Source organism: Motiliproteus sp. MSK22-1 (assembly GCF_001968815.1).
GTDB lineage: Bacteria > Pseudomonadota > Gammaproteobacteria > Pseudomonadales > Balneatricaceae > Motiliproteus.
The window spans coordinates 168855-192309 of the sequence record NZ_MIEQ01000053.1 but is presented as its reverse complement, the minus strand read 5'-3'; the positions used below and the strand labels follow the sequence as shown (position 1 = coordinate 192309).

Below are 23455 nucleotides of genomic sequence, written 5' to 3'. Positions count from 1 at the left end.
GCCAATTGATACGGTTGGCTATCAGGCGCATGTGGCTGATCTAAGGAATCTAAACAATCTGAACAAATCATTGATAACCCCATCGCACCGAATAGTCAGCCGGGATTATCAACATAAGCCCCCAATCCAGGACTTGAAATGACCACCTTACCTCTGATTTTGGAGCCCTCAGAACTGGCTCTTCACCTAAATGATCCCAATCTGCTTATTATTGATTTATCCAAGCCCGAGACCTATCAGCAAGGTCATATTCCCGGCGCCATTAATGTTGACCCGACCCGTCTTCTGGCGGGAACACCACCTATAGCCAATAAATTGCCCAGTACTGAGCAGCTCTCGACTCTCTTTTCAGAGCTCGGCCTGACCAGCAAGTCTCAGGTAGTACTCTATGATGATCAAATGGGGCCCTGGGCTGGTCGTATGATCTGGACACTTGATATTGTTGGCCATCATCAAGCATCCTTTCTGAATGGGCATCTGAAAGCCTGGGTCAACAATGGAGGGAAGCTGGAAACAACGGCCAATCAACCTACAGCAGTTGAGTTTTCAGCATCTGCTGATTTTTCTCTGGTGGCTGATCTGGAGGATATTTTCCAAAACCTGAAAACCCCCGAGCGAGTCATTTGGGATGCCCGTTCCAAACAGGAATTTCGCGGCGAAAAACGTATCAACGCGACCAAAGCAGGACATATTCCCGGTGCCAAACACCTGGAGTGGACTGATACCCTCATCAGCACGGACGACTGGCGCCTGAAAGAGCCTCAGGCACTGAGACAGTTACTTGAATCCAAAGGAATATTACCTGAGAAAGAAGTGATTACTCACTGCCAGACTCACCGCCGTTCCGGACTCACCTACGTTGTCGCTAAATCTCTCGGCTACCCGCACATCCGGTGCTATGATGGCTCCTGGTTTGAATGGGGTAACCACCCGGATACACCTGTGGAGTCCTCTGTCGGCTAGCCGGTAGGCTAGTCAATTCCCACTAACTTCTGATCAAAAAGATAATCAACGTGAATAAAGCTAGACTCTTTGCTCTATTGCAGTACATAGTACCTCAACACCTTATTTCCAGACTCGTTGGCTATCTGGCTGACAGCCAGGTAGGTTGGATAAAGAACAGTTTTATCACAATATTCAATCGTCTATACGCGATTAATATGGACGAAGCAGTCATCGAGGAACCCACCCGCTACCCCAGTTTTAACGCATTTTTTACTCGTGCACTAAAGCCCGATGTTCGTCCGATTCACCCGGACCCAATACGCATCGTCTGTCCTGCCGATGGTGCTGTCAGCCAATTGGGCGTGATTGATCACGGGCGTGTGTTCCAGGCCAAGGGACACAGTTATAGCCTGACAACACTCCTTGGCGGTGATTCCACTGTGGCCACACCGTTTATCAATGGCCGCTATGCCACAATTTACCTTTCACCCAAAGATTATCACCGTGTCCATATGCCCATAGAGGGCCGTCTCCGGGAAATGATTTATGTGCCGGGTCAACTGTTCTCTGTTAACGACGCAACCGTCAGGGAAGTTCCAAACCTGTTCGCCCGTAATGAGCGGCTGGTCGCATTGTTTGATACCCCGGCAGGCCCTATGGCCATGATTCTTGTTGGTGCAATGATTGTCGCCAGTATCGAGACAGTCTGGGCCGGCCAGATAGCTCCTCCGCCGAGAACAATCAAACGGACTTCATACCTGCCTAAGGAAAGCACTCCTGTAGTTTTAGCCAAGGGCGACGAAATGGGACGCTTTAAACTGGGCTCAACGGTGATCCTTCTTTTTGGCGATAACGCTATCAACTGGGATCAGACGTATGGCCCCGGCTCTACAACACGACTGGGAGAACCATTGGCAGAACTTGTAGATGAACAATTAGCAGAAAGTTAAAATACGGCGACAAGCTAACAACGAATGCCGTTTCGCCAAAACTTTGAAGGTGCGTCAACGCATACTCTGGCATCTGCCAGCTGACCACCAACCTACAGGATTACATTATGAGCAACCCTAACTGGATCGAGTTTCTGAAAAGTCAGGGCGCCAAGGTTAACGAAGAAAAAACTCAGCTGAATTTTGCTGATACGACGGTAGCGTCCGATCAACCTGTTTTAGTTCCGCTTATCGATCAGGCTTTACTTAAGGTCGAGGGCCCTGATGCCGAAAAATTCTTACAGGGGCAGCTTAGTTGCGACCTGAAGCAGGTTTCTTCAGCAAACAGTCTGCTGGGTAGCAACTGCACCCCCAAGGGCAACGTAATCAGTGCCTTTCGTCTAATCAGGCCAACAGACGAACAAATATTGTTGCGCATGCCAAAAGCGATAAGGGAGCCAGCATTAGCAAACCTTGGCAAGTACATCGTCTTTTCAAAAGCAGAGTTAACGGATGCCAGTGACAGTTATACTGGATTGGGGTTACAGGGAGCCGGAGCTGAAGCACTGATCAAGAAAACCTTTGGTGAAGCTCCAGACACTATCAACGCACAACTGGTAACTGATGATTTGGTGATCGTGCGGGTGCCTGGGCTATCTGAGCGTTTTGAACTCTGGGTACCGGGCGCTAAAGCAGCTTCTGTATGGGAACAACTCATCGCTGAATCTCAGGCTGGTGGTACTGATCTGTGGAAACTGGCGGAAATTCAGGCAGGTCTGGTTCAACTTGATCTGGATTCAGTGGAAGTCTACCTCCCACAGATGCTGAACTTGCAGGCCTTGGAAGGTATCAGCTTCAGTAAGGGCTGCTATACGGGTCAGGAAGTAGTTGCGCGGTTGCAACATCGGGGAAAGTTGAAGAAATATCTGATGAGAGGCTGGGTCGATTCAACTCTGCCCCCCACCGCTGGAATGAATTTACACAGCCCCAATCGCAGAAATGTGGGCAAAATCCTGTCATTCGCCCCTGCAACTAAAGCCGATTCAGATATCCCCGGCTATGAAGTTCAGGCGGTAATCAGCAAGAGTGCAGCTGAAGGCAACCTGCTGCATCTGGACACTCAAGAAGGTCCGCAGGTTGAATTGCTGCCTCTCCCTTACAACATTGATCCAGAGCTTTTCGAACGCTAAACGTTGACTACCGATGAAAAATACAGATCTTTAATGATTGATAAAGATTTAAAGTTTGTAGCACCTAAGTATTAACAAGGTTTCTGCTGGGGACAGAATAGTGGACAAGTAAGAGTAGGTCGACAATAGAGACCACAACCTACTCTGCCTCCAATACTGGCTGGTAGTACTCTTTTACTATTTTTAACAGTTCAGGCTGCACGGCTGGCCAACCACAAACCAACAACCGATCTCTGTGCATGTCATAAGGTTTTCCTTGACCATTGGTAACCAGGCAACCGCTTTCCTGAAGAAAAAGCAGACCTGAAGCGACATCATAGGATTTAAGATCCGTCTCCCAAAACCCTTGCAAGAAGCCACTGGCGACATAACTGAGGTCCAGCGCTGCCGATCCCATCCGTCGAATACCTCGACAATGGGTTAACACTTCCTGAGCACATGGGAAAAATGCTGAAGCCAGATCCGCTGAACGATATGGAAATCCGGTGCCGATAAGCGCTTGGTGAAGTGCCAACTGGGGATTAGCCTTAAGCAGTTTCTTGCCGTTCAAATAAAGACCACTGCCTTTTATTGAACGATAAATCTCACGACTCTGAGGCCGATAAACGATACCCAGCACAGGACTCCCATCCTGCACCAAGGAGACTGAAATAGAAAACTGATCCAAGCCACTGAGAAAATTAGTTGTACCATCCAGGGGGTCAACAATCCAATAAAGCGATTCGTTGCCACTTTGACCGGTCTCTTCAGCCAGCGTCCCAGCGTCTGGTAACAGCTTGTGTAATCCGCTCAGCAACATTTCTTCACTGTGAAGATCCACCTCAGAAACGTACTCATGAACTTGTTTCCGGGTACCTTTGCCCGGTGGTAAAACGCGAAACCTGGAGCATTGATAAGCCCCGGTTTCTTCAACAAGCTGTTGCACGCCATCAAGTAGCTGCTGGTCCATTGGATGCTCCTCACTAACGCTGCTTTTTAGCGGCTTTTTGCTCATCAAGCAATAAATCCAGAGCTTTCAGCAAATCATGAGATGCCAGCATACCGACAAGCTCTTGATCTTTATTCAGTACCGGCATCGCGCCAAACCGATTGTTGAGCAGAACCTTGGTGGCTTTAGCTATAGTGTCATAAGTATGGGTTACCGTAACGTTTGAAGTCATCAGGTCTTTAACTGACATATCGTCATCTAACTCATAAATGTGAGAAAGATCAGGAGCTTCATCCACCCACTCAGGACGACGTAAATCACGATCGCTGATAACCCCGATGAGCTGGCGATTATCGTCCACTACCGGCATATGATGTACTTCATTTTCCCGCATTCTGAAAAACGTCCTGCGAATCCCGTCATCAGGATGGGCCACCAGAACTTTTGAAGTCATAAAATTGCTGACTTTCAACGGCATAACAACTCCCTTATATATGGTTCGGTACAAGCGCAACCTTAAACTATTAGTTCAATAAACGCCTTATCATTCTGGCATTAAATCTGTGACAGTTGACCTCAACTTGTGTTTCCTCCAAATTCGTTTACCCTCCCTGTTTTTGCAGTTACTCAAAAATACCAAATATACTGGAAAAGCTCAGCAGGAGCCCTCTGTAGCTGTTTTCTTTAAAAAATTTCTTTAGAGAACCAAGTGATTACCGGAACTTATCAGCAATTTTCGACTCCTTTACTTTCTCAAAAGACGAGATTTCCGTTCAAGGACAAAGCTATGCGCAGCCCTTTTATTGTATTGTTTTACCTCCTGTTTCTGGCAACAACCACTCAGGCAGCACCTCTGACGCTGATCTATTCCGGTAACCTGGACGGAGAGCTGGAACCCTGTGGTTGCACATTGGATACTGATTTTGGCGGAATCTTGCGCAGAGCCTATTATATCGACACCGTCAGAGAAAATACTCCTGACACTATGGTTCTGATTTCTTCCGGCGGTTTGTTCTCCAAAGAACTTGCCGGCGACAAAATAAAAAATAACTACATTCTGACCGGTCTTGCGCAACTGAACTATGATGCCATTGGTGTACAGTGGGCTGATTTAACACTGGGAGTCGACTTCTTAAATCAGGTCGATTTGCCATTTACTGCCAGTAACTGGAGTTCAGATCAATTACCCCGAAGCCAGACTATTAAACGAGGTCAAAACACACTGTTTTTTACCCAGTGGTTAAATCCTGAAGAATCTCCCTATAAGTCCATGCCAGGGCTGTCACCAATCAGTACCGATATAAAAGCCTTAGAGGCTGAGCTGGCAAAGGCAAACAAGGCCGGACAACTGACAATTTTGGCAACGACCTTACCCCTTGAAGAGATTAAACAGCAACTGAACCTGAATGTCGTCGATATACTGCTGATCAAGTCAGCCTACGAGCAGTTTGGAGTCCCTCAGTTTACAGATGGGACCCTGATTCTCCAGCCTGGCTCTCGTGGCCAGCGTTTGGGTCAACTGGCACTTAACATCAACGCCCAGGGCGATCTGTCGGACTGGTCTCACCAGGTCATTGAACTATCCGCAACGGTCCCGGATGCCCCTCGCTTGTTAAGTTGGTATGACGATTATAATGAGGCTCTCAAGGTAGCCTTTGAAGAAGAAATGAAGCTACAACAAGAACTGAGTAAAGGTGAAACGCCCTACGTGGGAGAACAGGTCTGTGCAACCTGCCACCAAAGTAGTCATGACCGTTGGCAGGACAGTGAACATGCAAAAGCATTCGAAGATCTGGAAGAAGTGGGTAAGGCCTACGACCCGCACTGCGTAAGCTGCCATGTCGTTGGCTATAAAAAGCCCGGAGGCTTCTTGTCTATAGAACTCAGCAGCCAACTGGCGGGCGTTCAATGCGAAAACTGCCATGGCCAGGGGCAGGAACACGTTAAAAGCGCAGGTCAAACGCTGACCCCGAACCACGGCCTGGCCAAAGAACAAATCTGCACCCAGTGCCATGTTCCGGAGCACAGCCCTAAGTTTGATGTCACCAATTACTGGCCGAAAATTCTTCATAGTAAAGAACCTTCGGCCACAGATTAAGGAATCGATCAGCTGAGTCGAAACTGCATAGCCGATTCCCTGTCACATCCATACCTACGGATAAGCGACAGTGCTTATATCTTAAAGCGCTGGACTTCAGATTGAAGTTCAGCCGCCAACCGCGCCAGTTCTTCACTGGCGTTGGTTATCTGTTGAGTACTGGATTCGGTACTGGCCGATAGCTCGGAAATATCCGTAACATTCTTATTGATATCTTCTGCAACAGCACTTTGCTCCTCTGCTGCACTGGCAATCTGAGTACTCATATCCGTAATGCTGAGGATCGATTGCTGAATTCTGGCCAAGGCTTCACCAGTAAGTTCGGCCTGAGTGACCACCTGTTCCAACTGCCCTTGACCCCGTTGCATGGAAGCCGTTGAAGCCTGAGCCCCCTGCTGCAACTGAGCAATCATATCGGCAATCTGTTTAGTAGACATCTGAGTACTCTGAGCCAGAGAACGAACTTCATCCGCTACCACAGCAAAGCCGCGGCCTTGGTCCCCCGCCCGTGCAGCTTCGATAGCAGCATTCAGCGCAAGTAAGTTGGTCTGATCGGCAATACCATTGATCACATCAACAATACCGCCGATATTATCAGCGCTGGTGGCCACTTCTTTTAATGTCGAGGACATGGTTTCCACTTCCTTTGAAAACAGGTGAACTGACTCAATGGCTTTATTTACCTGAACATTACCTTCTTCAACCTGAGTTTGCGCAGCGGTTGCCGCTTCAGCGGCCGCACTGGTACTTCGAGAAACCTCCTGAACGGTCATACCCATTTCATTAATTGCCGTAGCGACCTGATCGGTACTCTGATGTTGTCGACGAACATGTTGTAGCGTCTCATCAGTTATCGCCGAAAGCTCTTCAGCTGCTGCAGCTTGCTGGTCTGAAGAATGGCGAATACGTGTAACCATCGACCTCAGCCCCTCGCTCATCTTTTTTAGAGCCTCCTGCAAATCACCCACTTCATCACTGGATGTTACCTCGATATCAGCGGTCAGATCTCCTTCTGAAACCTGCGTTGCAACCACGGAGGCTTGGGATAAAGGAGCACTGATACGTCGCGCCAAGAACAAGCCAATGACGATGATGATCAAAATACTCGGAACAATGACCCAAACAATTCCCCACTGGAGTGCATTCACTTTTTCAAAAGCTTCAGTCTCATCAATTTCAGCTAGTAGCGCCCAGGTTTTCCCCTCCAGATCCACAGGAGTATAGGCTGATAATACGGAATGCCCATTGTAGTCCGTTATAATTCGAGTATCTGTTTTTCCTGCCAGCGCTTCCCTAACCGCAGCAGTATCAACCCCGTTATCTGCCACTGAACCGGCGAACGAAGCCTTGACGGTGCGCCCTTCAGGATCAAGATAAGAGTCAGAACGCATTAGCTTATCGGTCCCCACCAGATAAGACTCACCGGTGTTACCCATCCCTTCCCGAATCCCCATAATATTGTTAATACCTTCAAGGGGTAGCTGCAAAGCAACGACCATCTCGACCTGCCCATCGACAATCAGGGGTTGGGCAACAAAAGCTGCAGGTTCATCATTGCTTGGTGCATAGGGCGAGAAATCAGCAAAACCAAACTGCTTGGTTTGCATAACCTCTGCGACCAGTTTGGCCAGATTACTACTGCTATATTTACCCGTAAGGATATTAGTATGGTAATCAGACTCTTTAGCTGCCGTGTAAAAAATATAGCCATCGGGGTTAATCAAAAATAAATCGTAATAGCCCGTTTTCTTTACGTAGTGGTCATAGTACTCCTCTCCGGCATGGTTAACGGGGCTCATGGCTTCAGTAATATCGATTTCAGCAATCATTGCCCAATTAAAATTTCCAAAGCGTAATGGAGACCAGGCTGACAACACAGATCGATCAAGGTAATTGTGTACTACGCCATGCCCGGATTCTCCTTTTAACGCTGCAATGACTGCCGAACTGGAGACCTTTCCTGCCTCTGGGTGGCGAAAGGAATTCCCCACACTTCGACTTTCCGGATCGAGATAACTATCTGAACGCATCAGGTTATCTTCTCCGACCAAATAGGTCTCGCCGGTCTGCCCCATGCCCGTGCGCTGGGCAACAATGGCATTGAGTCGATCAATAGGGAATTGGAAAATTGCGACTCCAATTTTTTGATCACCATCAAAGACGGGAGAGGCGACAAATCCAGCGGGGGCTTCATAGGAAGGAAAGTAACTTTTAAAGTCTGTAAAAAAGACTTTATTCGGCTCGTTGCTGGCCGCCGCCTGACGAAAAACATCAGCAAAATTGGTCTTTGCATAAGGACCATCAATTAATGAGGTCGCGTAATCCAGTTCTTTAAATACCGAATAAACAATATCTCCGCTTTCATGATCCACCAGGAAAATATCGTAATAGCCAAATTGCTCCAGATAGTGACGAATACTAGGATGAACATAACCGTGAGTTCGAGAGTAGGAAGAGATATCATCCCCTTTATCCATCAAATGCTTCGATCCCAAGGGGTTTGGATTATTGATAATATACTGATACTGAAGAGCAATGGCTTCATCATCCAGCTGTTCAAAAATCTGCTTTAGATCCGCTGGTTGATTACCTCCATTGGCGTCGAGGTAGCTGTTACGAAAATCCTTGTCGTAGTACTGAAAAAGAGCCTTTTTCTGCTCCCCAAGCGCTACCTCATCAATATCGTTATATTCTATGAAGCTGTTAAAACGCCCCTTAAAATTGTTCATCGCTTCGACAATCATACGATCCTCAGAAAACGTACGAACCTGCCGTTCAACGGTCTCCAGATATCGCTCAACAGCCTCCTGCTTTACTTCACGAACAGCTTCTAAACGAGCAAGTTCCAGACGACGTAAGGTACCAGACGTCTCCAGAATTGAATCCATATCCGATTTTCGATCGGAAAAATAGCTCTTTAACTGTGCCTTTTTTATTTCTCGAATTGACTCCAATTGTTGAAATGCCAGTGTTTCCAGGCCCTCACTGGCTTGTCGACTACTGAGAAGACCCACGATAACAGCTGGTAAAACCCCCAAAATAAGAAAACAGGCCAATAGTTTCTGAGCTAATTTGAGATTTTGGAACAAATTAAACATATGGAAAACTCCGGTGGTTCGAATTCAAGCATTCCAGAAACAAAGCTGCTAATTACACCAACCGAATATGGCAACCTGGACTGGAAGAGCGATAAAAAACCAGCCTAACGCTTACCTGAAAATCCATCTCGGGAGACTGCTGAAGCGAGAGACTCCAACTGAAAAGATACCAATATATTAGAGAGTATAGTTCGCTTTTCTGGAACGGTAGGTCTGGTCTAAATATCTGTTATTTTTAGTAGTCTATCCAAAGACATAACCAGTCTGACAGTCAGATTTTGATCTAAATAGACCTTCATCAACTTAAGGAGCTTATGAACAAATCCGTTCGACCTCAGGCTTTCAGAGCGATTGGAGGCCAAGACAACGATTACAGGTATAGGGATTGTCTGCCGCAACACATTACGCAAATATTGGATTGCTTTGTTTCAAAGCCCTGAAGGGTGAGATCACATTAATTCCGAGCAACAATCCAAAAAAAGAGCAGTGAATTGACATCACTGCCCCGAAATTTCGCGCTACGGATCAATAGTGTTTCTTACTAATGAAAACAGTGACCCCATCAGGTTATGCGGTTGCAGCGGACAAGGATTGTTCCAAATCAGCTATGATGTCTTCTGCTGCTTCCAATCCGATCGATATACGTACCAGTCCCTCGGTAATCCCATGTCTTGCGCGTTCCTCGGGAGTATATGCAGAATGCGTCATGCTGGCAGGGTGTTCACACAGGGTTTCAGCGTCCCCTAAGCTGACTGCCAGCTTGATTAATTTCAGTTTATTAAGCATTTTGATACCGGCATCCATACCCCCTTTAAGCTCCAGAGCAATCATGCCGCCAAACCGGCTCATTTGTTGGCTGGCTAACTGATGATAGGGGTCACTTTTAAGTCCCGGAAAAAAGACCTGTTCAACAGCGGGATGACTTTCCAGCATTTCAGCAACCTGTTGCGCATTGCTGCAATGACGCTCCATACGCAAGTCCAGAGTCTTCAACCCTCGCAGAATAAGAAATGCGGTCATTGGGGATATCACTGCACCGGTCATATCTTTTAGTCCAACCAGACGAATCTGTTCCAGAGTGGTTGCATCTCCGATCACCGCGCCCGCGATCAAATCACCATGCCCTCCCAGATATTTTGTCGCAGAATGGACAACCAGATCAGCTCCTAAGGTCAGCGGACGTTGCAACGCAGGTGTGCAGTAGGTGTTATCCACTATCACCTTTATTTCAGGATTGACATCTTTCACCAATGCGCTGAGACCGGCAATGTCCATAATCCGCATATTGGGGTTCACAGGTGTTTCAAAATAAAGCACCTTGGTGTCTGCAGTGATTGCCGCTTTAACAGCATCCAGATCAGTACAGTCTACGTAACTGACCTCCACACCAAACTTTTTCAGTCCATGTTCCATGTAAGCAAATGTGCACCCGTAAACGGTTTTATCGACCAGCACTTTGTCACCGGGCGCAACCAGGGTCCAGAGTGTCGCCGTAATTGCCCCCATTCCAGAAGCGCAGGCCAACGCGGCTTCTCCCTCTTCCAAATCAGCCAGACGGGTTTCCAGTATTGCCTGGGTCGGGTTAGAAATACGACTGTAAAAATGACCGGGCTGCTCCCCGGCAAAACGGGCTCCACCCTGCTCGGCAGAGTCAAAGGAAAATGTTGAAGTCATATAAATCGGCGGATTAAGAGAGCCTTCACAGTCTTTGGAATCATATCCTACATGGATAGAACGTGTAGCGAAGGCCAGTTTGTTATTCTGTGGCATGGTAATTCCCGCTTTTAGGTTTCAATGTTTGAATGCTTCGGAACTGATAGGCATCAGATTAACCAGTAAAAACGGGTGAAGTCTTGCTTTGTAAACCAGCATATTTCAGAATATTGGCACAGTTGTCTCAATTCTTACCAATATAAGAGTGAATTATGCCAACAAAAAAGTTGGATCGTATTGATCGTCGTATTCTTGAGGAAATTCAGGCTGACGGCGGCATCAGCAACCTGGAGCTGGCAGAACGCATCGGGCTATCCCCTTCACCCTGTTCCCGCCGGGTCAAACAGCTTCAGGACTCAGGCATAATCAGTCGTCAGGTCACTTTATTGGATCAACAGGCACTGGGGTTGCCAATAGCCATCTACGTGCATGTTTGCCTGGATAATCAATCACCAGAGCGATTGGAAAATTTTGATGACGTAGTCGGAAGCTATCCAGAAGTCGTCGAATGTGCTCTGGTCACCGGTAGCGATGCCGACTACCTGTTAAAAGTACTGATGCCAGACATGGCTTACTATCAGAATTTTCTACTGAACAAACTCAACAAAATTGAGGGTGTCCGTAGTATTAAGACCAGTTTTGTTCTACGCCAGGTTGTTCAGCGAACTGAACTGCCGCTGACCCATATAAGATAAACAATCACAACAAGCGTAGATAAAAGAACCGATGGGTTCCAATTCCCTGGCAAGCTCCGATCTGAGAGTTCTCATCCTCAATTGGCCTCGTCTATGCTTAGGGGAACCTAACCAGCATAAGAATTTCCATCAGGAATATGAGCCAGTGAACGGTACTCGACGTTTTACCTTCCAAAACAAACTATTCGCAGGCTTCGGACTGATGGCACTGCTGCTGGTGACCTTGATCTTTATTGGTAGTCGCATAATTCAGGAGGCCTCTTTTCAGTTAACTCAGATTTTCCATACCGAAGTTCAACCCCTGGCTAAGGTTAACCGACTTCAATCTCAGATCAACCGCCTGCAACTTAAAGAGATTAACCTTCCACGCGTAGAAGGATACTTTGCGGTGGTATCAGAAATTGACCTTATACATTCAGAGATGGGCTCTTTTACCCGCAACCTGGAGAAGTTCGAAATTGAAATGAAGGCACTATACCCCCTTCAAACTCAAGCCCTTATGTTGAACTGGAATCAACTGAAAACCAATCTGCTGGAGGTGACCAAACAGGCTAAAAGCATGAACATGGTAGAAGCCCGGCGTATCAGCACGCACGAATCCTCCACTCGTTTTGTCAATATCAGCCGAACATTACAGACAATGGCTGAATCGATTGATGCGTCCTCCCACAAAGCCAACAACCTGGCGATTCAGGCGCTCGAAAGACGTCACCGGCTATTCGTGATGACGGCCATTGCCGCAGTCGTTATTGGTTCAGTATCCATTTTTCTGTTCGCTCGCTCTCTTTCAAGAAGAGTCAGAGACCTGCGGGACGCCTCAAGACGTATTGCAGATGGGGAAATGGATCAAACCATAGAAATATCTGGAGATGACGAGCTAACAGACTTAGCCGTTGCTTTTAACACCATGAAGCAACAGATAAAAAACCGAGAAACAGCACTCAATCAGGCGCGGGATTTTCTTGAGCAACGAGTCCATGAGCGGACACTTGAACTCTATAACTCCGCAGAACACCTGACTCAGGAAGTTGAACAAAGGAAAAAAGTTCAGGACAGTCTGAGAATATTATCTCAGGCAGTCAGACAAAGCCCTGTCAGTATCGTCATCACCGATTCAAACGGCGATATTGAATACGTTAACGAAGCTTTTACCGCGATCAGTGGCTTTCGTGAAAACGAAGTACTGGGACGAAACCCCCGTCTCCTGAGTTCGGGGGAAACCCCCAGTGCAATCTTCAAAAAACTGTGGACAGCTATACTAAGTGGCAACGAATGGGAAGGGGAACTCTATAATCGTCGGAAAGACGGTTCCTTGTATTGGGAATACACCCATATTTCACCGGTATACAATGAAGAGAATCAGATAACTCATTTTCTTGCCATCAAACAGGATATTACCGAACGTCGTCAGCAAGAACAGAAGATACTCCACCAGGCTCAGTTTGACTCTCTGACAGATCTACCAAACCGAACCCTGGCCATGGATCGGCTCAGCCACACCATCGCACAGGCCCAACGCAATGACAACAAGGTCATTTTGATGTTTATTGACCTGGATAACTTCAAACGGATAAACGATAACCTTGGTCATGAGGTAGGTGATCAGCTACTGATCCAGGCCGCAAAGCGACTCACTCATTCCGTGCGACAGGAAGATACGGTGGCCCGTCTGGGAGGCGATGAATTCCTGATAATAGCAGGAGGCCTGACAGATCGCTCGGATGTTGATCCTATCATTAACAATATTCTAAAAACCTTCAGTAGTGCATTCTCTATCGGCGGCAGTGAGCAGGTTGTGACACCCAGTATTGGATTGGCACTATTCCCCGATGATGGGGAAACCACCTCTATGCTGCTCAGAAATGCAGATCTGGCAATGTATCAGGCGAAGGAAGACGGCCGTAATACCTATCACTATTTTAATCGGTCAATTCAGGAGAAGATGCGGGAAAAACTGGAGCTGGAAAGTGAGCTTCGTCATGCTCTGAATAATAATGAAATGCAGGTTCAGTATCAGGTTATTGTCGATGCCAATAGCCGCAAGCCGGTGAGTGTAGAAGCCTTGCTACGTTGGCACAGCAATAAATTCGGGCTGGTGATGCCGGATCGTTTCATTGATATCGCAGAGCAGACCGGATTGATTGAACCCATCGGCGAATGGGTTATTGAAACAGCCTGCAGGCAGGTTAAAGCCTGGCAGGACAGCGGATTCAGTCATCTGAGTCTCTCCGTTAACGTATCCCCCCGACAGTTCAGGGGAAACCGATTGTTAACCACTATACGCAACTGCCTGAAACGAACTCATTTTCCAGCGGCTAAGTTGACTCTGGAAATGACCGAAGGGCTCCTTATCCGCAACCCTCCCGAAGCCCGGCAACTGTTAGCCGAGTTAGACAAACAGGGTATCAGGTTAGCCATGGATGACTTTGGTACCGGCTATTCTTCCTTAAGTTACCTGAAAAAATACCCTTTCCATATTCTTAAGATAGATCGTAGTTTTATTCGTGACATCATCGATGATCCTGATGACAGAGCACTGGTTTCAGCCGCTATTCGTATGGGACAGGGCCTGGGCCTGAGAGTTGTAGCGGAAGGCGTAGAAAGCCTGGAACAGGTTGAATTATTAAGTACCATGTCTTGTGATTTACTGCAGGGTCACCTGTTTGGCAAACCTCAAAACCCGGAGGATCTTAAAGAGCTGTTGGCCAATTGCCGGAATCAGTCCCTGAAAGCACTGAAGCAGCAGGATAAACCTTCCTGTTAAGACCTGATACCGCTGATCCCCCCGAATGCTCCGCAGCCTTACCTGCCAATAGGCTTAGCCAATCTCACTAACTTAAAACTGCCGTTATCAGCAAAAGTTTCAATCTCAGCAAAAACGCCTTTGGCTTTACGCTCTAAAGGAATAAAGCGGTTCACAACAAAAGCCGCCTGGCCATCGACGGCCAAACGTTTAGATGCGCTGTGCAAAAAACGATCGGTCAACCCGCCGTCCACAGAAAACCCCTGATGAAATGGAGGATTACAAACCACCAGATCAAATCTACCCTCAAGATTAAGACCACAATTATCCGCTACGACATCCCCATTTACTGACCATTGCTGGAAATTCTCCCGGCATGAGATCACCGCCGCGGCATTGTTATCTGTAGCAATGATTTCGCTGGCACCCTGCGTCCAGGTTCGAAGAGACAGGTAACCATAACCGCATCCCAAATCCAGTACTCTCGGCTGAGGATTGGCTAAGCGGCCATAAACCGAGTCCAGATTATTCGCCAGATAGGCACTTCCCAAATCAATTTTGTCCCAGCCAAAAACGCCTGGTTTACTTATCAGAGGCTGGTCTTCAAACTCAGCAATGCTGCGTTTTTGATCATAATCCTTATCGTCCAATAGCTCGTCTTGCGCTCCCCCGGAAGACGTTACAATACCAACGAAAGCCCCCTTACCCGCTTTTATCAGCTCACCTTCGCCGAATAACTTACGAGCCTTGTCAAAGTAGGTTTTCGCACCCTCATTTTTGGCTCCCAGCAGTATCAGCTGCCCTTCTTCCTTCAGGCAACGAACGGCTTGGTTAATAATATGGTGAACCACCGGTTTCTCCTTGGAAACACGATAGTAGATTCGATCCAGCGACTTATCGGCCCAGGGACTGAAATCAAAATCACTGTACTCAACGGCCCAGTTGTTACTGTTCATTTCTACATAAATATCAAAGCGATTGGTTAGCAGCGACAGAGCAGGCATCGGTGATGAAGGTGCAAAGCTGGCCAGGTTTTCATCCAGTACCCAAAGACCATCCCCTCGGTGGTCGAGCAGATACTGTTGCAATTGTTGGTATAAAATCTCTTCGACAGAGCTCATAAGGGTTCCACACTAAAATTTTTTAATCGACAGGCAGCTAATCAGTTAATTGCGTTTAGTCACTACCGGGCTGAAGTTTTCGGGTTAAAACTGTCGTTCAGGATTGTCTCGTGCTGCCATCAGATGTTCTATGAAAATGCCCGATGGCCATAACTCTGTGAAGACACCACCCTATGGCAATAACCAGGTCGGTTAACAGAATGCTTCTATCTCCTCTGGGGTCAATTCCCGGTACTCACCAGGCTCCAGGGTTTTATCCAGTGTTATCAGGCCAATTCGCTCCCGGTGTAATTCTTCTACGTGGTTACCCACTGCAGCGAACATCCGCTTCACCTGATGATACCTTCCCTCACTGATTTCCACCGTAGCCTGATTGGGCGTTTCTATCCTTAACACCGCCGGCAATGTAGGCCGGTCCTCTCCTTTTAACATCACACCTTGCTGGAAACGTCGGCAAAGATCCTCAACTGCATCATCAGAAACGGCCTCAGCTAATGTGACCCGATAACGCTTTCTACACTTTTTACGGGGAGAAGTGACATTATGAGTCCAGTGTCCATTATCGCTGATCAGGACCAGCCCCGTTGTATCCCTATCGAGACGACCAGCAGGGTGCAGCTCTCCCTTAGGGTTGGCCAAGACCTCATCGGGCAACAGGTCAATAACGGTCGGGTGCTCCGCATCCTCGGTGGCACAAACCGTCCCTTTCGGCTTATGTAGCATTAAGTACTGAAACTCTGGTAGTGACAATGACCGTCCATCCAAAGTCACCTGTTGATTATCAGCGACGCTGATTGCCGCTTTTTTAGTAACGACACCATCAAGGCAGATATCACCACTTTTAATGGCCTTGCGCGCCTGGGAGCGTGTCAATCCTGTTGCCTTGGCCACAAAACCATCTAATCGCATTACAGCTTCGCCCCGATTCGTTGTTTACGATTCAACATAAATGAAAGCAATATCAGATAACCCGTAGCGACCCCAAAAGCCACGATAGTTCCCCAAACAACACCTATGATTGCATAAGTTTGTGAAACCGTCAGGGCATAACACATTAATGCCCCCAGCCCCAACGGGTAATTTTTAATAACGGTAAACACCAAAGACTTACCGTAAGTCATGTGGAGAATAAGCATGAAGGGGAAGAAAGTAATGGGAAAAGCAGAAAACAAGCCAGCCCAGACCGGTCCAAACCAATCAGCACTGGCTGTTATCAGCAAAATAGTCATCGCCGCCATTCCGGCTCGAAACAACAATACCCCACGGGTGAATTGAACCTTCTGTTTGATGGCCAGATTCTCGATCTGCCTGAATAACCGGGAGAACAGAAAGATTGCGGCAACCGTAATGAGCGTCCCCCCTAATAACCCAGGAGAAAGCTGCTTCAAGAAAGCCGATGCCAGCATAAACCCGACAATCCCGGTAATAGCACCAGCAGCCAAATGAGCTCGCGTCAGCGTTTTGGCAGCCACATAGTATCCCCAGGCTAACACAAGACTGGCAGTAAATCCGGCCAAGGTATGTACGGCCGCCGTAGCGGCAAATTCAGGGCTTTGCTCTAAACCGATAAAAAATAGAGCGATAGCAGAACCCAAAGGATAACCGGATAGAATCCCGGCAACTTTTGGGCTGACATGCTCTGCAACAAGCGACAGGCCGACAACAGCACCGATAGACACCAAAATTTTCCAGAAAAACAGCGTTTCAAGCACAGCAAATCCATCTTCAAATAACTATCGACTTATCTAAGGAGCATACAGACAAGCACCTTAGATTCCCTGAGAATATAATGGATTTATTCGCGCCCCCCTGACAAACCGCAATCACATCAGAGACCGTTAAATAAATCCGAACGTAGTTTTCAGAGTAAAAAGTCGCCTATCATAACAGCTATTATCTGAATTCGATGGAATCGCTTAATTATTCGTCTTCTCGAAAATACTCACGTGTACCGTGGGAGGTGACGGCCTCACCGATACGCCGCAGAGCCACTGTATAGGCTGCGTTCCTAAATGTGCGGTTTTCAGTGGTTGCCAATTTCCAGACCTGCTCAAAAGCCCTGGTCATCTGGACTTCCAGCTTGCTACGAACTTCCTCCAGATCCCAGGGATAACCGCCCCTATTCTGTACCCACTCGAAATAACTGACCGTCACACCACCGGCGTTAACCAAAACATCGGGCAAGATAGACACTCCCTGCTTTTCCAACTCAGCCTCAGCTTCAGTTTGAATCGGACCATTGGCCACTTCAACAATGTTTTTTGCCCGGATAGATTTAACGTTATCGTTGGTAATCACGCCTTCCAACGCTGCTGGGACCAACACATCCACATCCAGCGCCAACAATTCCTCATTGGTAATCTCTTTATGTTCAACAAGCTGGCAGACCGATTGCTCACAATATACAGCCCTGACCTGACGGGACGATTGCTTCTCCTTCCATAGGCTTTCAATATCAAAACCTGAGTCTGAATATATCCCTCCCTGAGAATCACTGATTGCAACGATTTTAAACCCATCTTTTTGTAACAATCGGGCAACATGGTAAGAAGCATTACCAAAGCCCTGCACGGCAATCCGAGTCTTTTCTGGCTGCCAGTCCTGCTTCAGGGCCAGCTCACGAATACAAATATAGGCTCCTCGCCCAGTGGCCTCATCTCTACCCAAGCTTCCGCCAAGACTGACAGGTTTCCCGGTAATTACACCAGGGGAACGGACCCGTTTTATTGCTTCATATTCATCCATCATCCAGCCCATAATCCGGGCGTTGGTATAGACATCCGGAGCAGGAATATCCACCTGCGGACCAATAAAATCAGCCATCGCCCTGACATAGGCACGTGAGAGACGTTCCAGCTCCATCGGGGACAACTCTTTAGGCTGAACGATAACGCCGCCCTTAGCTCCCCCGTAAGGCAGTCTCAGCAATGCGCATTTAATCGTCATCCAAAGCCCTAGCGCCTGAACCTCCTCCCCGGTCACCTGAGGGTGGTAGCGAATACCACCTTTGGTCGGTCCAAGCACATCGTTATAACGACAACGATAACCGGTAAAGTATTTGGTCGAGCCATCATCCATACGTACCGGCAAGGACGCTTTAATAACTGCCTTGGGGTATAACAGGGATTCAACCACTTCAGGATTGATATCCGCATCCGCTCCTATTTCCCGTACTCTATTCAGAGCGTCCTGGAAAACATCACTATTGCTCATTACCATTACTCCTCGTCTGTTCTTTCCTAAGAGTAACTGTAGACCCACCAGCGCCGAGGGATGTTACGAAATAGATGAAAAATGGGCTGCCCCTGGGTCCAACTCAGACAAACTCTCACAATGGCCGACGCCGTACCCATCTGAATCACCTGATCTTGACCCTGATTAAGCACTCAGCCAGGTTATTCTATTCAACCTATTGAACAGCCTCCGATTTATATGGGAGGATTCAGGTCATTGATATTTCGTTATTCATGGATAAACGTAGATAGTTAAAAAGTGTGGAATTGATCTCCTGGCACCGAAAAATAGTACCACCGCTGACGTTGCTATTACTGCTGATGTGGACCTTTGCTGGCTGTCAAACCGTGATGGCAGCAAGTTCTGCCAATGTCACAGAGGTTATATCCAATCATCTTTCCCACAATTTGATTGACATTAACCAAGAGAATCAAGACAACAACCTGCAACAGCATGCGTGCTGCAGCAGCGGATCGATGGTCGCCCTATCCGGGTCAGATCCGACTTCCAGAGATCAAAAACCTATCTGGGAACCTTCACTGCTATGGTCATCTATACTCCAGGCTAGTCTAGGAAGGATTTACAGTGTTCCGGAGTACAAATCCGGTGCCAACAGGGAATTTATCCTCAGCTTGCCACCTGTTTTCCTATCGAATTGTGCTCTTCTGATCTAGCCACCCGACTCCATGTCACTCCGCAGGCCAGTATATTCCTGACATTCTGACCAGTGTTATAAGTGACCCCCGAAGACCTATACCCGACATTAACCAGACTGCCATTATTCAACTAAATGGGATTGCCAAGGCAACTAAGCACCTGCGTAGCAGTCCTTTACCTAGAAAGAGCCTGAACCAATGAAACCAAAATACTTACTACCATCACTGTTACTTTCCTTCGCTTTGACACCTCTCATGACCAAGGCTGAGCCTATTGAAAATATAGGGCATATCCATAACCTCACATTTGCTGGAGAGAATCAGCAAACTCTCATTCTTGGTGCCCACATAGGATTGTTCAGCTACGAACAAAACAGTGCCAAACAGATATCCAAAGAATCTTTTGATGTCATGGGTCTGTCCCGAGAGCCGGTGTCAGGCGCACTTTACGCCAGTGGCCATCCTGCCAAAGGAGGGAATCTAGGGTTGCTACGCTCTGATGATGAAGGAAAGACTTTTAGATCCATATCCAAAGGAATAAACGGCCCAGTGGACTTCCACCAGCTTGCAGTCAGCTCCGTTGATCCAAAAATCGTCTACGGCGTACACGATGGTTTACAGGTTAGTGCAGATGGTGGAATCAACTGGAAAGAAGGAGGGAAGTTACCACCAAAATTGCTACAACTAGCGGCTTCAGATATCAAGCCCAATAAACTCTTCGCCGCCAGTGAACAAGGCCTTTTCGTCAGCGATAACAACGGAGATAGCTGGCAAAGGATATTATCCTACCCAACCACCAGTGTGTTGGTAAACAAAGGTAGCATTTTTGCCTTCGTCGTCGGGAAAGGATTGGTTGTCGCTGAGGAGGCTGAAGAAATGCAATGGCGTGAAATTAACAACACCTTTGGTAGCCAAGTTTTGCTTGATTTTGCGATCACTGCTGATGGACACCGGCTTGTTGGTTTGAGCCAATACGGAGCGCTGCTTGAGAGCGTAGATCAAGGACGTAACTGGCAATCGCTTCCAGCAAAACCACTACCTGTTACAGTCCAAGAAAAAAACGGCCAGATAATATTTCAGACTAATTGCCAAAGCTGCCACGGTATTGCCGGGGTGGGCGAAACCTACAGCACTGAGGGATTAACGACCAAGGGTTATATATTTGCACCGGCCCTGAACGGCTCCGCTCATGCCTGGCACCACACAGACGATCAATTACTAAAGACCATTATGGAAGGATCACCCCGCACTTCCAAAATGCCCGCTTGGAAAGCAACCCTGAGCAAAGATGACGCTCTTGATGCCATTGCCTACCTGAAATCCCTATGGGGGGAAACACAAAAACGCTGCCAAGGCCCCAAGCATATGGATAGAGCCTGCATAGGGGGAAAATAGTCCCAAAGTAGGCTCGGCACACAACAGACTTCCAGATAAGCTCAGTGCTGTTTGTGTTGCGCATCTCCGCTGTCATACCCTCTAAGTTTGTTGTAAGTAACAACCTGATGTTGGGATAGTTGCCGAATAACAGCAAGGTGTTTTTCGAGATGAACATATCTGAGCTCAGCCAGCGCTTCTGCACTGTTATCGATAAGTTTCTTTAAAGAATTGGAATCTATATTCTTATTATTAAATGCCAGATCAATCTGTCTCTCTATCTTTAGATAACGTTCGCCGACAACAACAGCCTGTGTCTGCATCAACTCAAAAAGAGTTTTAACAGTTTCTTGCTGATCGCTGGTAAGACCCAATTCTTCAGCCATGTCCAATACATGCCGAGGACCAGGATAACCATTGAGCTCAGCAGCCTTGGCCAATCCCCAGCCTTTTCCTGCCTGAATCTGCTGGATATCATCAATAGACAAACTCTTTATTTCACGATTTTGCTGGCCACTATAGTCAGAGCGGTACTCGGTAGCAAAACTGGGGGAGGACAATACTGCAATGAGCAGCAGGAATTGTAGTCGTTTCATAAGAACTCCAAATATTCAGCGTTCCTTCAGTCTAGCGACCTAAACACTGAATACCTATGATTCGAATCATAATCGTACCGAGCAATATTCCATGCAAAAACCTACACCCACTGGCCTACCCAACAGATGGAATCAAATGAAGATAAAATGATCCTAAAAAAGGAAATACTATTGTCGCTCTCAATCAAGGAGTATTGCTCAGGGAGTAAAGTGTTGCATATGATATCGCCCATCCTGAACACCAGGGGGCAATTTAAGCGACACACATTCAGAAATATTCAGGGGTTGATCGCTGATGATCAGCGCATCTTTAGCAAGCACAGGTTTCAGACAGCTACCTAAAAACTCAGCAATCATACAATTGTAATCTGAATCGCCGCTACCAATATCAATATGCGCAAGCACACATTGCCCCTTAAAACGAGCAACAGCTCTCGGCAATGTATCCCGAATATCACCGACAATCCGGTGATCGACATCTGGAATGCAATTAGGATGAGCCTGGATTTGCTTATCGAAAGCATAGATTTCATAGCCAGGGAAAAGATTTAGAAGATGATCGTAAGTTCGACCATTTCCCAACCCTATTTCGAACATGACAATGTTTTTGACCAGCCGCCCGGAAAGTATTTTAGACGCATAATTCAGGCATAATTTCTGAGCTTGAAGACGGCGTATTACACTATCAAGACGCGACATTGTACAGAACTCCTAAAAAAAGGGTATTTGAAGGGAGGCTTTCCACCTCCCTCGGAAAAACAATTGAATTTATGGCGAAAGCATCAACCCACCAGCCCTAATTTCCTTAGAAACTGGCTCCCATCATGAACCAAAGCTTATCTGTGTCCTTGATAGAATTGTCATCGCCAGCCCGGTAGCGGGCAAACTTCAACAACATACTGTAGTTATCATCGATCTTTTTGCCGATAGAGAAATCGATCTCATCGCCTAAGTCCGTACCTGTGTCATCACTTTCAAAATCGTGGTACACCAGTTTTAGCTGAGGACCAAATTGCGCCGTAGACAGAGTCAAATAGCGATCAACCAAACCGCTATCAGGAGTTGTTAGAAACTTGTCCGCCCAGCCACTAAAAGCGTGTTTGGTGGCGAGCGGCGTCTGAAAGCCATAATTGGACGAATCAGACCCAAGAACTTCGTAACTCAGTTTAGCGGTGATTCCTGACAGATTGATGCCTGCTTCCATCAACATGTATTCAGCTTTATTGGCCACTGGAGAATCAGCCTTCTGATGAGCGTACTCCAAGGTATACAGCAGACCACCGAGTGTTCCTGCTTTACCGTTACTCATACGAATGCCATAGGTATCACTGAAGTCATTGAGAAGATAACCGTAAGCACTGATATTAAGTGCAGGTAAACTTTTGTTGTTGATATGAATTAACTGGTGATCATTACCATTGACATTTGTACCCAGGATAGTATTTACGTTGGTAACGTTGGAGATCAGTACAGTGGTATCTGGAATAGTTTGGTTAATAATCGAAAACGCATCATAGGTTTGTTCATTCTGACGCCACCCCACACCTCCGATAAAACGTTGGTTATCCAGGTTCACTCGCTGACGACCAAAGCGAAATAGCGTATCTGTGGTATTAAAGTCAAGGTAAGCTTGATTAACCTCCGTATAAGTGGGGTCAGCAACAACCGGTGAACTGGTTTGCCCATTAAAGGTATCGTTGTAGTCTCCGCTGTGTATTTCAGTCACATTATCCATTTCAACCAGACCACTGAAGCCCTGGAAAGGTAACGTCTGGTAACTCAATCGCGTCCTCAGCGTCGATGCATTGGCATCATTTGCAATACCGTTCTGATCGACATTTTCAAACCGGTAACGAAAGTTGAGAGTTGGCGTCCCCTGTCGTAAAGCTTCGGTTAAAGTCGATACCTGCTTATGAGTCCCCTCCTTAACAGAGTTTCCTGCTACCGCAGCCTCTACAGCGCCAATACTGAGCGTCAACAGAGTATTAACGGAGAGTATCGTTACTTTGAAACCGGTCGAGTTTTTGATGGTCTTGTACATAGGTTTATTCCTGAAGAATATAATGAGGTCCTCCGCCAACCAGCGTATTAGTAATATTGTTATTAGATTTTCAGCAGGGACATTGATGATCACA

At 47.1% G+C, this 23455-nt stretch carries 18 protein-coding genes; 7 read left to right on the top strand and 11 right to left on the bottom strand.

What is annotated here, in order from left to right; all coding sequences use genetic code 11:
- Window positions 1-138 precede the first annotated feature (138 nt).
- The 3 genes from BGP75_RS16745 to BGP75_RS16735 all read left to right on the top strand — a co-directional run bounded on the left by BGP75_RS16745 (window position 139) and on the right by BGP75_RS16735 (window position 3064).
- Complete coding sequence (locus BGP75_RS16745; protein ID WP_076719973.1) at window positions 139-963, top strand: sulfurtransferase; 825 nt, start codon at window positions 139-141, stop codon at window positions 961-963.
- 50 nt (window positions 964-1013) lie between these two features.
- Window positions 1014-1895: an archaetidylserine decarboxylase gene (gene asd, locus BGP75_RS16740; RefSeq protein ID WP_076719972.1), complete on the top strand. Its 882-nt coding sequence runs from the start codon at window positions 1014-1016 to the stop codon at window positions 1893-1895.
- 107 nt (window positions 1896-2002) lie between these two features.
- Window positions 2003-3064: a folate-binding protein YgfZ gene (locus tag BGP75_RS16735; RefSeq protein WP_083704881.1), complete on the top strand. Its 1062-nt coding sequence runs from the start codon at window positions 2003-2005 to the stop codon at window positions 3062-3064.
- Window positions 3065-3203: 139 nt separating this feature from the next.
- Here the strand turns inward: BGP75_RS16735 and BGP75_RS16730 are convergent, their stop codons facing one another.
- Together BGP75_RS16730 and BGP75_RS16725 are read right to left on the bottom strand one after the other, a co-directional pair.
- On the bottom strand, window positions 3204-4013 hold the full coding sequence (locus tag BGP75_RS16730; RefSeq protein WP_076719971.1) for an inositol monophosphatase: 810 nt from the start codon (window positions 4011-4013) through the stop codon (window positions 3204-3206).
- A 13-nt stretch (window positions 4014-4026) separates the two neighbouring features.
- Window positions 4027-4470: an HPP family protein gene (locus BGP75_RS16725; protein ID WP_076719970.1), complete on the bottom strand. Its 444-nt coding sequence runs from the start codon at window positions 4468-4470 to the stop codon at window positions 4027-4029.
- A 309-nt stretch (window positions 4471-4779) separates the two neighbouring features.
- Here BGP75_RS16725 and BGP75_RS16720 point away from each other — a divergent pair, with 309 nt between their 5' ends.
- Entirely contained in the window at window positions 4780-6090 is a 1311-nt protein-coding gene (locus BGP75_RS16720; RefSeq protein ID WP_076719969.1) for a multiheme c-type cytochrome, read from the top strand.
- Between the two features lie 74 nt (window positions 6091-6164).
- Here the strand turns inward: BGP75_RS16720 and BGP75_RS16715 are convergent, their stop codons facing one another.
- Together BGP75_RS16715 and megL are read right to left on the bottom strand one after the other, a co-directional pair.
- Window positions 6165-9188 (bottom strand): methyl-accepting chemotaxis protein, encoded by a 3024-nt coding sequence (locus BGP75_RS16715; RefSeq protein WP_076719968.1) that lies wholly within the window; start codon window positions 9186-9188, stop codon window positions 6165-6167.
- Between the two features lie 567 nt (window positions 9189-9755).
- Window positions 9756-10958, bottom strand: coding sequence for a methionine gamma-lyase (gene megL / locus BGP75_RS16710; RefSeq protein WP_076719967.1), 1203 nt, complete (start codon window positions 10956-10958; stop codon window positions 9756-9758).
- 155 nt (window positions 10959-11113) lie between these two features.
- Between megL and BGP75_RS16705 the strand changes: the two genes are divergently transcribed.
- Both BGP75_RS16705 and BGP75_RS16700 read left to right on the top strand, forming a co-directional pair.
- On the top strand, window positions 11114-11596 hold the full coding sequence (locus tag BGP75_RS16705) for an Lrp/AsnC family transcriptional regulator (RefSeq protein ID WP_076719966.1): 483 nt from the start codon (window positions 11114-11116) through the stop codon (window positions 11594-11596).
- A gap of 145 nt (window positions 11597-11741) precedes the next feature.
- Window positions 11742-14360 (top strand): EAL domain-containing protein, encoded by a 2619-nt coding sequence (locus BGP75_RS16700; RefSeq protein ID WP_076719965.1) that lies wholly within the window; start codon window positions 11742-11744, stop codon window positions 14358-14360.
- Between the two features lie 38 nt (window positions 14361-14398).
- On the opposite strand, the gene BGP75_RS16695 is transcribed toward BGP75_RS16700, so the two are convergent.
- From BGP75_RS16695 to BGP75_RS16680, 4 genes are all read right to left on the bottom strand, one after another.
- On the bottom strand, window positions 14399-15460 hold the full coding sequence (locus tag BGP75_RS16695) for a methyltransferase (protein ID WP_076719964.1): 1062 nt from the start codon (window positions 15458-15460) through the stop codon (window positions 14399-14401).
- 192 nt (window positions 15461-15652) lie between these two features.
- The gene (locus BGP75_RS16690) at window positions 15653-16369 is read right to left on the bottom strand and encodes a pseudouridine synthase (RefSeq protein WP_076719963.1); all 717 of its coding nucleotides are present in this window, start codon (window positions 16367-16369) and stop codon (window positions 15653-15655) included.
- Window positions 16369-17172 carry a hypothetical protein gene (locus BGP75_RS16685; RefSeq protein ID WP_076719962.1) on the bottom strand — a complete coding sequence of 268 codons (804 nt, stop codon included), beginning with the start codon at window positions 17170-17172 and terminating at the stop codon, window positions 16369-16371. The genes BGP75_RS16690 and BGP75_RS16685 overlap by 1 nt, the downstream gene beginning before the upstream one ends.
- Window positions 17173-17380: 208 nt before the next feature.
- A complete protein-coding gene (locus tag BGP75_RS16680; protein WP_076719961.1) occupies window positions 17381-18673 on the bottom strand; it encodes a Glu/Leu/Phe/Val dehydrogenase in 1293 nt (430 codons plus the stop codon).
- An 875-nt stretch (window positions 18674-19548) separates the two neighbouring features.
- Here BGP75_RS16680 and BGP75_RS16670 point away from each other — a divergent pair.
- Window positions 19549-20745, top strand: a complete 1197-nt coding sequence (locus tag BGP75_RS16670) for a c-type cytochrome (RefSeq protein WP_083704879.1) — start codon at window positions 19549-19551, stop codon at window positions 20743-20745.
- Between the two features lie 41 nt (window positions 20746-20786).
- Here the strand turns inward: BGP75_RS16670 and BGP75_RS16665 are convergent, their stop codons facing one another.
- The 3 genes from BGP75_RS16665 to BGP75_RS16655 all read right to left on the bottom strand — a co-directional run bounded on the left by BGP75_RS16665 (window position 20787) and on the right by BGP75_RS16655 (window position 23361).
- A complete protein-coding gene (locus BGP75_RS16665) occupies window positions 20787-21320 on the bottom strand; it encodes a hypothetical protein (protein WP_076719958.1) in 534 nt (177 codons plus the stop codon).
- A gap of 198 nt (window positions 21321-21518) precedes the next feature.
- Entirely contained in the window at window positions 21519-22019 is a 501-nt protein-coding gene (locus tag BGP75_RS16660) for a class I SAM-dependent methyltransferase (protein WP_076719957.1), read from the bottom strand.
- Window positions 22020-22125: 106 nt separating this feature from the next.
- The gene (locus tag BGP75_RS16655) at window positions 22126-23361 is read right to left on the bottom strand and encodes an alginate export family protein (protein ID WP_083704878.1); all 1236 of its coding nucleotides are present in this window, start codon (window positions 23359-23361) and stop codon (window positions 22126-22128) included.
- Window positions 23362-23455 lie beyond the last annotated feature (94 nt).